6 protein-coding genes and 1 pseudogene are annotated in these 14,278 nt (G+C 66.5%); 6 read left to right on the forward strand and 1 reads right to left on the reverse strand.

The annotated features are described in order from the left end of the window. Window positions 1-23: 23 nt before the first annotated feature. Window positions 24-761 (reverse strand): GntR family transcriptional regulator, encoded by a 738-nt coding sequence (locus ASE59_RS08705; RefSeq protein WP_056455168.1) that lies wholly within the window; start codon window positions 759-761, stop codon window positions 24-26. Window positions 762-1,246: 485 nt separating this feature from the next. Here ASE59_RS08705 and ASE59_RS08710 point away from each other — a divergent pair, with 485 nt between their 5' ends. From ASE59_RS08710 to ASE59_RS20630, 6 genes and pseudogenes are all read left to right on the forward strand, one after another. Continuing rightward, window positions 1,247-4,012: a TonB-dependent receptor gene (locus tag ASE59_RS08710; RefSeq protein WP_056455170.1), complete on the forward strand. Its 2,766-nt coding sequence runs from the start codon at window positions 1,247-1,249 to the stop codon at window positions 4,010-4,012. Window positions 4,013-4,153: 141 nt separating this feature from the next. After that, complete coding sequence (locus tag ASE59_RS08715) at window positions 4,154-6,439, forward strand: beta-N-acetylhexosaminidase (protein WP_056455172.1); 2,286 nt, start codon at window positions 4,154-4,156, stop codon at window positions 6,437-6,439. Then, window positions 6,436-9,048 carry a beta-mannosidase gene (locus ASE59_RS08720; protein ID WP_056455174.1) on the forward strand — a complete coding sequence of 871 codons (2,613 nt, stop codon included), beginning with the start codon at window positions 6,436-6,438 and terminating at the stop codon, window positions 9,046-9,048. Before ASE59_RS08715 ends, ASE59_RS08720 begins: the two co-directional genes overlap by 4 nt. Further along, on the forward strand, window positions 9,045-11,627 hold the full coding sequence (locus ASE59_RS08725) for a glycoside hydrolase family 3 C-terminal domain-containing protein (RefSeq protein WP_235515701.1): 2,583 nt from the start codon (window positions 9,045-9,047) through the stop codon (window positions 11,625-11,627). The genes ASE59_RS08720 and ASE59_RS08725 overlap by 4 nt, the downstream gene beginning before the upstream one ends. Continuing rightward, complete coding sequence (locus ASE59_RS08730) at window positions 11,624-13,918, forward strand: GH92 family glycosyl hydrolase (protein ID WP_056455175.1); 2,295 nt, start codon at window positions 11,624-11,626, stop codon at window positions 13,916-13,918. Before ASE59_RS08725 ends, ASE59_RS08730 begins: the two co-directional genes overlap by 4 nt. Further along, window positions 13,915-14,278 (forward strand): annotated as a pseudogene (locus ASE59_RS20630) (hypothetical protein); the annotation flags it as partial. The gene ASE59_RS08730 and the pseudogene ASE59_RS20630, both read left to right, overlap by 4 nt.

Genomic DNA, 14,278 nt, shown 5'->3' on the forward strand with positions numbered 1-14,278 from the left:
TCTTGGTACCGGCCCCTGCCGGATCAGCTTGCGTTCAATTCGGCGACCACGTCGTACGCGTCGCCACGATAATAGGACTGGGTGAATTCGACCGTGTCGCCATCGGCCAGGAAGCCGCGTCGTTCGATGAACAGGCCGGCATGGCCGGTCTCGACGCCCAGCCGCTTGGCCTGTTCGGCGGGAAACGCCATCGCGCGCAGCCGCTGCAACGCGCGCACCGGCCGCGATCCCGCCGCCTCCAGCGCGGCATAGAGCGAGTCGCCGACCGCATCGACGCCGGGCAGGCAATTGCCGGCGATGGTCGCATATTCGACCGCCATCGGCACATCGTCGGCATAGCGCATCCGCTGGAACCGATAGACCGGCGCACCGGGCGACAGGCCCAGCGACATCGATTCCTCAGGCGTTACCAGCCCGGTCGATTTCGACACCCATGCGCTGCTCGGCACCCGGCCGCGCGCGACCATGTCCTCGGAAAAGGACGACAGTTTCGAAAAGCTCTTGTCGACCCGCGCCGCGACGAAGGTGCCCGCGCCACGGCGGCGCACGACCAGCCCTTCCTTGGCCAGCCCCTCGATCGCCTTGCGCACGGTGATGCGCGACACGTCATATTCGACGGCCAGTTCGCGTTCGGGCGGGATCGCATCGTCCTGCAACAGCACCTTCCGCTCGATCGCGGTGCGGACCAGCTGCTGCAACTGGACATAGAGCGGCGCGTGCGCGTCGTCGCGCAGCCGGCCGATCCGATCTGAAAACCCCATGACCACGCCCTTCGAACCCGTCGAATGGTCAACGTAAAGGGCGGTCGGAGCGTTCACAATCGGCGTGATAGGTATGTTTTTGGTACTACGCAAGCGCCTTTGCCAGCCTGAAAACTACCCTCTCGAACGGTTGCAAACCGCGGTTCGGACGGCATTGGCATCATATCCATCACGCCGGAAAGCCTGCTCGCCGATCAATAGCCGTCAACCAGAACCCCGGTATTTTTAGAACTATATTATACCAAAAGCGGGGGAACGATCAATTTTGGACAACGGACCCGATGCGGAACACCAGCAATTCTCACCTGTGCATTCCTTTTTCATTTTTATGTAGATTTTATGATGGGAATTGGTCACATTGCGAACGACCAAAACGAGCTTGCATGGCACCAATATAGTACCAATGCATGACGCACGTCGTCTTTGCCCGTCGCGGCCAATCGGGGAGGGCGCATTTCGCGCCCGGATATAAGGGGTAGGGGACCATGGCTTTTTCGCGTTTCGCATATCTAGCCTCCACCGCGCTGGTCGCACTGGCGACACCGGCACTGGCACAGGAAGCGCCCGCACCGGCCGGTACGACGGCTGAAGACGACACCATCACGATCACCGGCATCCGCAAGTCGATCGCCGATTCGATCCAGACGAAGCGTGCGGCGGATTCGATCGTCGACGTCATTTCGGCGGAAGACGTCGGCAAGCTGCCCGACAGCAACATCGCCGATTCGCTCGCCCGCCTGCCCGGCGTCACTGTCGACCGCCAGTTCGGCGAGGGCGAACAGCTCTCGATCGCCGGCACCGAGCCTGCGCTGAACCGCGTCACGATCGATGGCCACTCGGTCGCATCGGCCGACTGGGGCGGCAACCCGTCCGACCGGTCGAGCCGCAGCTTCAACTATTCGCTGCTGTCGCCGACGATCATCAGCCAGGCGGTCCTCTACAAGACCCCCGAAGCGCGCCTGCAGGAAGGCGCGATCGGCGGTACCGTCGACATCGTCACCCGCAAGCCGCTCGACCTGAAGTCGGGCACGATCGCTGCGACCGCCGGCGGCGAATATAACGACCGGGCAAAGCGCGGCAGCTTCCGCGGTTCGGCGCTGTACAGCTGGAAGAACGACGACGAGACGATCGGCTTCCTCGGTTCGGTCAGCTATGACAAGGAACAGCTGAGCCGCGCTGGCGTCGCCAGCTACTGGTATCGCACCGGTGCCGCGCTGCTCGAAAGCTTCAGCACGACGAATGCCGATGGCTCGCGCAATCCGATTCAATATGGTGCTGACGGCCGTGCGGTCATGGGCGCCACGATCAACGGTTCGCGTCCGACCGCCGCGACGATCGCCGCGTTCAGCGCCTCGCGCTACGCCTCGTTCCTCGCCCGCGAATTCTTCAAGCAGGAGCGTGAGCGGATCAGCTTCAGCGGCGCGGTATCGGCCAAGCCGACCGACAACATGACCGTGACCGGCACCGCGCTCATCATCCGCGGCAATTACGACAACGTATCGAACTCCGAATATACCTATGGCTTCGAAGGATCGCGGATGACCGCCGCGACCTACATTCCGGGCCAGAACGGACAGCCCGGCATCGTCGATTCGGCGACCTTCAGCGGCATCCCGACCGGCCAGACCGGTTCGACCGGCCAGCTCGATACCTATTATCGCCGCACCCGGTTGAAGAACGACTCGGTCTCGCTGCTGCTCGACTGGACGCCCGGCGAATGGACGGTCACCGGCAACCTCGGTGCCACCCGCGCTACCGGCGGCAAGGATCCCGAATATCTGCTCGACTTCCGCACGCAGCAGGGCTTCACCGCCGGTGCGAACGGCCGCAACACGCAGGTCAACTGGAACTCGCCGGCGAGCGATGCGACCAAGTGGCTGAGCAACTTCACCGCGAACGGCGGCGAGAACATCACCGCCACCGACGGCCGCCGCTTCTTCGGTCGCCAGATCGGCGGCATTCCGCTCCAGTCGGGCTTCACCACCGATAGCGAAGTCTTCGGCGAAGTGAACGTGAAGCGTGACGTCGAATTCGGTCCGCTGAAGACCATCCTGTTCGGTGGTCGCTATGCTTCGCACCTGAACGGCAACACGTCGTACAGCAATGCCGTCTTCACCAACCAGAACTACACGCTGGCCGATCTCGATTTCTATGTGCAGGACAGCAACCTGTACAACGGCCTCGGCACGTCGGGGAATGGCACGCCCTATGCCACGCTCGACAAGGACGGCATTCTCGCCGCGCTGACCAAGTACGGCAACTTCACCGACGATCGCGGTCTGTCGCGCGGCGATTACTGGCGCGTGCGCGAAAAGATCGCGGCGGGCTATATCCAGGCCAATTTCGAGCTGGGCAAGGTCCGCGGCAACGTCGGCGGTCGTGTCGTCAACACGTCGGACGCATCAACCTTCTATGTCCAGAGCAGCAACCAGTTCGCGCTGACCAAGGTCAACAGCAACGAGACGCGCTTCCTCCCCGCCGCCAACGTCATCTTCCAGGCGGGCGAGGACGTGGTGCTGCGCGCCTCCGCGGCGAAGGTGATCGCGCGTCCGCGTTACGGCGACCTCGCCGGTTCGCTGTCGCTCGACGACACCACTCGCGCGGGCAGCGGCGGCAATCCGGACCTGAGGCCCTATGCCGCGACCAACTACGGGCTGTCGGCCGAGTGGTATTTCGCACCGGCCAGCTTCCTGTCGGGTGAATTCTTCTATCGCGACATCTCGAACTATGTCGGCAATCAGGTCGAGGACGGGGTGGAGTTCACCAACAGCGTCACCGGCCGTACGCTGACCTATTCGATCTCGCGTCCGATCAACGGCGGCAAGGCGTCGGTTACGGGCTTCTCGCTGTCGGGCAACACCAACCTGATCTGGGGCTTCGGTGTGCAGGGCAGCTACACCTTTGCCGATGCGGAAACGCCGTTCGCCAACGGCCTGCCGTTCCTGTCGCGCCACACCTTCACGGTCGTCCCCTATTACGAGTACGGTCCGTTCCAGGCGCGCGTCAGCTACAACCGCCGCTCGAAGTATTTCTATCGCTTCGGTCGTCAGGCCAGCTCGGACTATACCGACAGCTATCGCCAGCTCGATGCACAGATCAGCTATGCCATCTCGGAAGGCATCGGCATCACCGCGGCGGCGTCGAACCTGCTCGACGAAACCTACTACCAGTACAGCAGCACGCCGGACGCACCGACGTCGATCTACAAGAACGGTCGCGTGTTCTCGCTCAGCGCCACCTTCCGCATGTAAGGGGGCCGGCGATACGGGGGGTGCGGCCCGTGCCCCCCGCTTCGTCAGAAGGCCCCGGCTTTGCCGGGGCCTTTTTTCGTTCGGGCCGCTAGAGTTCCGGGCAGGTTCGAATCGGCCTGCCACCCACAGGGGAGTATCCGCGTGAAGCATCTGATCCGGGCGGCACTGGCCGCGACCACGGCGACCATCGCGCCGGTCTATGCGCAGAATGCCCCCCTCCTTCCCCTGCCCGCACAGATGACGCCGGCCACCGGCGCGATCACCATCGCGAACGGCGCGGGCATCGTCGTGCCCGCCGGCGACACCGGTGCCGCCACCGCCGCACGGCTGCTGACCGACCGGGTGAAGATCGATCGCGGCCTGACGCTGGCCACCGCCGCGCAGGGGCCGATCCGCTTCGTCCGCGACGCTGCCGTTGCCGGCGACGAAGCCTATCGCCTGACCGTCACGCCGCGCGTCATCACCATCGCCGCCAGCGGCGACCGGGGCCTCATTTGGGGCGCGATGACGCTCGCGCAATTGCTCAGCCCCGACACCCAATTCGGCCGTCCGGTCCGCGTCGCCGCGACCACCATCGACGACGCCCCCCGCTTCCGCTGGCGCGGGCTGATGGTCGACGTGACGCGCTCGTTCCAGCCGATCGAGACACTCTATCCGATCGTCGACACCATGGCCGCGCAGAAGCTGAACACACTGCACATGCACCTGTCGGACGATCAGGGATGGCGGGTCGAGATCAAGCGCTATCCCAAGCTGACCGAAATCGGCGCCTTCCGCGAACCCGCCGTCGCGGGTGGCCAGCCGGGGCCGAAGGTCGGCGGCTTCTACACCCAGGACGAACTGCGCAAGCTGGTCGCCTATGCCGCCGAACGGGGCATCACCATCGTCCCCGAAATCGACATGCCCGGCCACGCGCAGGCGGCGGTCGCAGCCTATCCGGAGGAGGTCGGCGTACTCGGCGATCGCCCGCCGGTCGGCCATGACTGGGGGGTCAACCCGTGGCTGTTCTCCCCCGCCCCGCGCAGCATGACCTTCATCAAGAACGTCCTCGACGAACTGCTCGACATCTTTCCCGGCCAATTCTTCCATGTCGGCGGCGACGAGGCGGTGAAGGACCAGTGGCAGCGCTCGCCGGAGGTACAGGCGCAGATGAAGGCGCTGGGCCTCAAGACCGAGAACCAGATGCAGGGCTGGATGATTTCCGAGCTCGGCAAATATCTGGCGTCGAAGAACCGCCGCCTGATCGGCTGGGACGAAATCCTCGAGGGCGATGTGCCGACCAGCGCGACCGTCATGTCGTGGCGCGGCGAGGCGGGTGCGGTGGAAGCTGCGAACAAGGGGCATGACGTGGTGATGTCGCCCGCCCCCAATTTGTATCTCGACAATATCCAGTCGACCGCCGGCGACGAACCGCCCGGCCGCATTGGGCTGCAAACGCTGGAGGCGGTCTATGGCTATGAACCGGTCCGCCCCGGCGTGACGGCGGAGGCCGCCGCGCATGTGCTCGGCGCGCAGGGCAATGCGTGGTCCGAATATCTGGCGACCGCGAAGCAGAAGGAGCACGCCACTTTCCCGCGCCTCTCCGCGATCGCCGAGTTCACGTGGAGCCCGCGCGACAAGCGCGACTGGAAGGGGTTTGTCACCCGCCTGCAACCGCAGATGCTGCGCTATCAGCGGCAGGGCATCGCCGCCGCCGATGCGGCGTTCGCGGTCGCCTATACGCTCGACGGTGCGAAGGGCGACATTCTGCGCGGCAAGGCGCCGAAGCTGACGCTTGCCACCCAGACCGGCGCGGGCACGATCCGCTACACGGTGGACGGCAGCCAGCCGACCGCCCGCTCGCGCACCTATGCCGCGCCGATCACGCTGAGGCCGGGGCAGGTCGTCACCGCCACGGCGTTCGCGAAGGACGGCCACGCCCTAGCCGACCCCCGCCGCTTCGACGCGACCCGCCCCGCCCTCCTCCGCGCGACCGGCAGCAGCGACATGGTGGCCTGCCCCAAGGGTGCGCTGGGCCTGCGCGTGCCGCTGGTCTCGGGCCAGTCGGGCGATGCCCCCGCCTACAACGTCAACATCTTCGACACCTGTACCCAGGCGCCGAAAATGCCGCTCGACGTGGCGCAGGCGTTCACGGTCACCGTCGCCCGCCTACCGCGCAACTATGGTCTGGCGCATGACGAGGGCAAGCTGCGCCTGCACTATGCGGTCACGCAATATGGCGAACTGGTGATGCGCGTCGGCGGGTGCGACGGCATGGTCGCCGCCACCTTCCCGCTGCCGAACCCGGACACCGCGCCCAACCGGTTCGATTTCACCGGCAGCTTCCCGAAACAGCCGGGCGATGCGGATATCTGCCTGCAATTCACCTCCCCGTTATCCGCGCCCTTCTACACCGTCGACACGCTGCAACTGGAAAGCTCCAAGTGAAACCTGCCCTGTTCCTGCTGCTCGCCGCCGCCCCCGCCGCGCTTTGGGGAGCGCCCCGCGAAACGGTGACGCTCGACAAGGGCTGGGAGGTTCGCCTTGCCCCCGGCGATCCGGCGGCGAAGGAGCATCCGAAGGCCGCGCGCTGGTTGCCAGCCAAAGTATCGGGTTACGTTCAGACCGACCTGATCGCGGCAAGGATCACGCCCGATCCGTTCGTTCGCCTGAACGAAGCGACGATCCAGTGGGTCGGGCGCAGCGACTGGGACTATCGCGGGCGGCTGAACGCCACGCCGGCTCTTTTGGCGCGCGACCATGTCGATCTGGTGTTCGACGGGCTCGACACCTTTGCCGAGGTGTTCGTCAACGGCACCAAGCTGCTCACCGCCGACAATGCCCATCGCCGCTGGCGCGCCGACGCCAAGCCGCTGCTGAAGCCCGGCGCGAACGAGATCCGCATCGCGTTCAAATCGCCGCTCGGCGTGCTGAAGCCGATGGTCGCCAACATCGAGAACCCCCTCCCCGGCGAATATGATTCGACCGCCGGCGACGAGCCGGAAGCGCGCCAGACCTCGCCCTATATCCGCAAGCCGAAATATCATTATGGCTGGGACTGGGGCCCGCGCATCCTCAATATCGGCCCCAATGGCCCGGTGAAGGTCGATGCGTGGGACGATGTCCGCATCGATACGCTCCGCGTCCAGCAGGAGGCGGTGACCCCGGCCGAGGCCCGCCTGTCCGCCGACGTGACGCTCATCGCCGATCGCGATGCGACGGTGCAGGTCGACGCGATCGTCACCGCCCCCGATGGCGCCAAGGTCCGCGCAACCCGCACCGTCGCGGTGACGGCGGGCGAGAACCGGGTCAGCGTGCCGCTCGCCATTGCCAATCCGAAACTCTGGTATCCCGCCGGGTACGGCGCGCAGCCGCTCTACACCGTCGCCACCGAAACGCGGCTCGACGGGGAAATCGTCGACAGCCAACAGCGCTCCACTGGCATCCGCACCGTCGAACTGGTCCGTGAAAAGAACACGATCGGTCGCGGCTTCCTGTTCCGCATCAATGGCATTCCCGTCTTTGCCAACGGCGCGAACCTGATCCCGTTCGACAGCTTCGGCCCGCGCGTCACCGACGCCTATATGGCGAAGATCATGGGCGACGCGAAGGCGGCCAACATGAACATGATCCGCATCTGGGGCGGCGGCATGTACCTGCCCGACAGCTTCTTCGACACCGCCGATCGGCTGGGGCTGATGATCTGGTCCGACTTCATGTTCGGCGGCGCGATCACCCCGTACGATCCCGAGTACCGGGAAAGCGTGAAGATCGAGGCCGAGGAACAGGTCGACCGGGTACAGGCGCATCCCTCGATCGTGCTGTGGTCGGGCAATAACGAAGTGCTGTCGGGCTGGGAGGGCTGGAGCGACCGCACCGCCTTCAAGAAGCGTGTCGGCGCCGACGAACAGGAACGCGTCGGCGTCGGCATGGCGATCCTGTTCGACCGCGTGCTGCGCGACGCCGCCGAACGCCGTGATGCGGATGTACCGTACTGGCCCGGCAGCCCGAGCGCGAATTACGAGGGCAAGCCCGATCAGGACGGCAATGGCGACCGCCATTACTGGGACGTATGGGGCGGCAAGAAGCCCGCCACCGCCTATCTCGACAGCTGCCCGCGCTTCATGTCCGAATATGGGCTGCAGGCGATGCCCGATATGGCGACCATCGCGAAGTTCGCCAAACCCGCCGATTACGCCGTCGATTCACCGGTCATGACCGCGCACCAGAAGTTCCTGAAGGGTGCCGGGCAACAGCGGCTGCTCGACTATATCCGCCTGCGCTACCGCGAACCCCGCGACTTCGCCGATTTCGTGTATCTCAGCCAGGTGATGCAGGCCGACGGCATCCAGCTGGGCGCACTGCACCACCGCGCCTGCCGCCCGGTCACCAGCGGTTCGCTCTACTGGCAGCTGAACGACGTCTGGCCCGGCGCATCATGGTCGAGCATCGACTATTATGGCCGGTGGAAGGCGCTGCACTTCGCCGCCCGCCGCTTCTACGCCCCGCTCGCCATCTCGGCGGCGCGCAAGGCGGAGGGACCGACCGAGGTCGCGTTGATCTCCGACGCGACCCAGCCGGTCACCGCGCGCTGGCGGGTGCGGACGATCGACGTCGCGGGCAAGGTCGCCAACCAGTTCGAACGCGCGGTGCAACTGCCCGCTTTGTCCTCGACGAAGATCGCGACGCTGACCGACGAAGATCTGTTCAAGGGCGCCGACCCCAAACGCAGCTTCGCGGTGTTCGAACTGCTGGTAGATGGCAAGGTCGCGTCGCGCGCGCTCGTGTCGGCGCTCCCCGAAAAGACGATGGCCCTGCCCGATCCCGGCCTCGTCACCCGCTGGTCGGTCGTCGACGGCAAACCGGCGCTGACCGTCACCGCCACCCGCCTCGCCCGCGCGCTGTGGATCGGCTTCGGCACGCTCGACGTGCAGGCGTCGGACAATTTCCTCGACCTGCTCCCGGGTGAAAGCGTGACGGTGACGATCGAGGGCAAGGCATCGACCGGGGCGCTTAAAAAGGCATTGCGCCTACAAACGCTGGGAGCCGCCAAGTGAGCATCCTCCTCGCATTGCTCGCCGGAGCCACTGAACCCGATCCGCAGATCGCGGCAACGATCGCGGCGATGACGCCTGCGGAAAAGGCAGCACAGTTACAGAGCACCGCCCCGGCACAGGGCGACGTCCTGCCCGCCTACGACTATTGGAACGAGGCGCTGCACGGTCTCGCCCGCAACGGCGTCGCCACCGTCTTTCCGCAGGCGATTGGCCTTGCCGCGACATGGGACGCGCCGCTGATGGAGCGGATCGGCACCGTCGTGTCGACCGAGGCACGCGCCAAATACAATGCGCTGCCGGGCAAGAACCGGCGCCGCTACGAGGGGCTGACCATCTGGTCGCCCAACATCAACATCTTCCGCGATCCGCGCTGGGGTCGCGGCATGGAAACCTATGGCGAGGACCCGGTACTGACCGGCGCGCTGGCGGTCGGCTATGTCCGTGGGCTGCAAGGGCCCGACCCGTTGCAACCGCGCGTCATCGCCACGCCCAAGCATCTGGTTGCGCATAGCGGGCCGGAGGCCGGCCGCGACGCCTTCAGCGTCCAGACCGCGCCCTATGACATGGAGGCGACCTACCTCCCCGCCTTCCGCCGGGCGTTGACCGAGGGCAAGGCGCAGTCGGTGATGTGTGCCTATAACGGCGTCCATGGCGTGCCGGTCTGCGCCGCCGACTGGCTGCTCAACGATCGCATCCGCCGAGACTGGGGCTGGAACGGGTTGGTCGTGTCGGACTGCGACGCGATCGGCAATATCGCCCATTATCAGCGCTATGCGCTCGACAACGCCGCCGGCTCCGCCGCCGCGATCAATGCCGGCATGGACCTCAATTGCGGCTCGGCCTATGCCACGCTGCCCAAGGCGCTCGAACGCGGGCTGACGACGCCGGCGGTCATCGACCGCGCGCTGACCCGCACCTTCGAGGCGCGCAAGCGGTTGGGCGACGCCTTCGGTGCCAAGAGCCGCTGGGACGCGATCCCCGCCAGTGCGCTGCACACCCCCGCCAACCGCGCATTGGCGCTGGAGGCGGCGCGCAAATCGCTGGTCCTGCTCCAGAACAACGGCGTCCTGCCCTTGAAGCGCGGTGCGAAGATCGCGGTGGTCGGCCCCAATGCCGACAGCCTCGACGTGCTGGAGGCGAATTACAACGGCACCTCGGCCGATCCGGTCACGCCGCTGACCGGCCTGACCGACCGTTTCGCCGTCACCTATGCGCAGGGGTCGACCCTTGCCGAGGGTGTTCCCCTCCCCGTGCCCCAGACCGCCTTCGGTTCGGGCCTGAAGGCGGAATTCTTCGCCGACCCGGGAATGACCGGCGCACCGGTGCTGACCCGCACCGATCGCACGATCGATTTCAACTGGGCGCGCACTAGCCCTGCCGCCAACCTGCCGGTCAACCGCTACGGCGTGCGCTGGACGGGGATGCTGACCCCGCCGGGGCCGGGCCGCTACACGCTGCGCATCGACATCAACCGCTGCTGGGACAAATGTTCGGGCCGCGACGCGGTGAAGCTGTGGGTCGATGGCAAGGACGTGCTGAGCGCCACCGGCACCGCGGCGGTCGAGGGCGCGGCCAACGACAGCAAGTCCGAACGGATGGAGGCGACGCTCGACTTCATTGACACGACAGCGAAACCCTTCCGCCTCGACCTGACCCATGCCAGCACCGACGACAGCATCCGCCTGACCTGGATCGCCCCCGCCGATCCGCAGCGCGCACAAGCCGTCGCCGCCGCACAAGCCGCCGATGCGGTCGTCGCGTTCGTCGGCCTGTCCCCCGCGGTCGAGGGCGAAGCGCTCCGCCTCGAAGTCGCCGGTTTCTCTGGCGGCGACCGCACCGACATCGCGCTCCCGCAAACGCAACAGCAACTGCTCGAGGCGGTGAAGGCATCAGGCAAGCCGCTGGTCGTCGTGCTGCTCTCGGGCAGCGCCGTCGCGATGGAATGGGCGAAAACTCATGCCGACGCGATCGTCGCCGGCTGGTATCCCGGCGAAGTCGGCGGCACCGCCATCGCCGATGTGCTCGACGGCACGACCAACCCGTCGGGCCGCCTGCCCGTCACCTTCTACGCCCGCACCAGCGATCTGCCCGCCTTCGTCGATTACAATATGAAGGGCCGGACCTATCGCTATTTCGACGGCACGCCGCTCTGGAGCTTCGGCCATGGTCTCAGCTACACCAGCTACGCCTATGTTGACGCCAAGGCACACCCAACCCTGACCGCCGGCCAGCCGCTGACCGTCACCGCCCGCGTCACCAACACTGGCAAGCGCAGCGGCGAGGAGGTCGCGCAAGCCTATCTGATCGCGCCGGCCACGCTCAACAAGATCGGCGCGTGGAACGATCCGGTCCTGCGTCACAGCCTGGTCGGTTTCCAGCGAATCGCGCTCAAGCCCGGACAGGTAAAGACGGTGACCTTCACCCTCGACCCGCGCCTGCTCAGTACCGTGTCGCTCGACGGCACCCGCGCGGTGCGGCCGGGCGATTACCGACTGTTCATCGGCGGCGGCCAGCCGGGCGACACGACCGGTCAGGAAGTCGCCTTCACCATTACGGGCACGCAGGAGTTGCCGAAATGATCCGCCTTTCGCGCCGCACCCTGCTGGCCGGCACCGCCGCGCTGGCGGTGGTCGATGCATTCCCCGTCGGCGCGGCCGGCACCGCCCCGGCCAAACCCGACCTGTTCATCGGCACCGGCGGCGACGGCCATACCTTCCCCGGTGCGACCATGCCGTTCGGGATGGTGCAGCTGTCGCCGGATACCGACACCGCGCGCTGGGCGACCTGTTCGGGCTATCACAAGGACGACAGCTCGATCCTCGGCTTCAGCCACACCCATTTGTCGGGCACCGGCATCGGCGACATGCTCGACGTGCTGGTCGTGCCGACGCGCGGACCGGTATTGCTGGAGGGCGGCCCGCTCGACGATCCCGACAAGGGCTATCGCCAGCGCTACAAGGATGAGGTCGCCGAACCCGGCTATTACACCGTAACTCTCGAAAGCGGGGTGCGCGCCGAACTGACCGTCACCGACCGCACCGGTATCCAGCGTCACCGCTTTCCGGCGGGTCCCGGCCATATCCTGATCGACCTGTCGCATCTGGTGATGGAGGGCCCCAACCAGCGCCCCTATATCGACGAAGCCGCACTCACCCTCGAACCCGACGGCACGCTGACCGGCACCCGCCGCGTGTTCCGCTGGGCTAAGGGCCGCCGCATCTTCTTCGCGATGCAGCTGTCGCGCCGTCCCGACCGCATCGAGTTCTTCGGCGACAACGACACGCCGGCCGGCGACAAGGGCGTCACCGGCAAACGCCTGAAAGCCGTGCTTCATTATACCGACGCCGGCGCCGCGCCGATCGTCATCCGCACCGGCATCTCGGCGGTCGACATTCCCGGCGCAAAGGCCAACCTGACCGCCGAAGCCAAACACTGGGACTTCGACCGCTACGCCCGCTCGGCACACGCCGCATGGGCACGCGAACTCGACCTGATCCGCTTCGAAGGCGGCACCCCGCAGCAACGGACCGTCGCGTCGTCCGCGCTCTATCACGCCTCGATCGGCCCGACGCTCTTCTCCGACGTCGACGGCCGCTATATCGGCCTCGACCGGCAGACGCACACCGTGCCGCGGGGCGAGGCCGCCTACAGCGCCTATTCGCTCTGGGACACGTACCGCGCCTTCCACCCGCTCCAGACCCTGATCCGTCCGAAGCTGACCCAGGCGTTCACCCGCGACCTGATCCGCCAGACGCAGCAAAGCCCGTTCGGCCCGCCCGTCTGGCCGTTGCAGGGTGTAGAGACCGGCACGATGATTGGCTGGCACGCCGTCCCCGTCCTCGCCGAAGCGCGCGCCAAGGGCGTCGCCGCCGACTATGCGGCGGCATGGGGCGGGGTGAAGAAGCGCTCGTTCGACCGGTCGACGCCCAATCTCGACAACAGCATCGGCGTGCAGGCGTACGACGAACTCGGCTACGCGCCCGCCGACCGCATCTTCGAAAGCGTGTCGAAGACGCTGGAATTTGCCTATGACGATTATGCCGGTGCGTTCATCGCCGATGCGGCGGGCGACACCGGCGGCGCTGCCCGCCTTCGCAAGCGCTCGGGCAACTGGCACAACGTCTTCGATGCCCGGATCGGCTTCGCGCGCGGGCGGTTGGCGAACGGGGACTGGGCCGAACCCTATGCCCCCAATGCGCTGGGCCATTCGAAGAAATGGCGCGACTTTACCGAGAGCAATGGCTGGCAGGCGACGTTCCTGAACCAGCACGACATTTACGGCCTGATCGCGGCGATGGGCGGCGACGCCGCGTTCGAGGCGAAGCTGGACGGGCTGTTCACCGCCTCCTCCGAACTCCCCGCCGACGCCCCACCCGATATTTCGGGGCTGGTCGGGCAATATGCGCATGGCAACGAACCCAGCCACCATGTCGCGTACATGTACGCGTGGTGCGGTAGCCCATGGAAGACGCAGGCGATGGTCCGCCGCCTGCTGACCGAAATGTATCACGACCTTCCCGACGGCATCATCGGCAACGACGATTGCGGGCAGATGAGCGCATGGTATCTGCTCTCCGCACTCGGCTTCTATCCCGTAGATCCGGTCAGCGCGACCTATGTGCTCGGCTCCCCGCTGTTCGACCGGGCGACGGTGCAGGTCGGCGGTGGCCGCAAGCTGGTGGTCGAGGCGCGGAACAACGCCCCCGACCGCCCCTATGTCCGCGCCGTCACGTGGAACGGCCGCCCCTGGACCAAAAGCTGGATCGCCCACGCCGATCTGGTCAAGGGCGGGCGGCTGGTGTTCGACATGGCGGCCGAGCCGAACAAGGCGTTCGGCCGCGCACCCAAGGACCGTCCCGGCCACGCATGATCGCCGCCGCGCTCCTCGCCACCGCCGCGCCATTGACGGTACCGCTCGACGCGGCCTGTGTCGTCGGCACCGACCCGGCGGCGCAGGTCCTGCGCGAGCGGTTGGTGGAGCGCGGTGCGGTGTGTCCGCTCCCGTCTCCCAAAGCGTCACCCCAGCGCAGGCTGGGGTCTCCCGCGGCTCCTGCCGCCCCCGACAACCGGGAGATCCCAGCCTCCGCTGGGATGACGCAGGTGGTTATCCGCTTCACCCCGGTCAACCTGGTTCAGCGCGGGATGCGCCTTTCCCATCCCTGGAAGGGAGGGGTCGGGGGTGGGTCGGCCCGCGAGGGAACGTCGCGCCCGCCCCAAGCCCCCCCCCCCC

It is taken from the genome of Sphingomonas sp. Leaf10 (genome assembly GCF_001421245.1).
Lineage (GTDB): Bacteria > Pseudomonadota > Alphaproteobacteria > Sphingomonadales > Sphingomonadaceae > Sphingomonas.

What these genes read in the sequence shown, in the direction of transcription:
- ASE59_RS08705 (WP_056455168.1), bottom strand. Translation starts at nt 761, where the DNA reads ATGGGGTTTTCAGATCGGATCGGCCGGCTGCGCGACGACGCGCACGCG.
- ASE59_RS08710 (WP_056455170.1), top strand. Translation starts at nt 1,247, where the DNA reads ATGGCTTTTTCGCGTTTCGCATATCTAGCCTCCACCGCGCTGGTCGCA.
- ASE59_RS08730 (WP_056455175.1), top strand. Translation starts at nt 11,624, where the DNA reads ATGATCCGCCTTTCGCGCCGCACCCTGCTGGCCGGCACCGCCGCGCTG.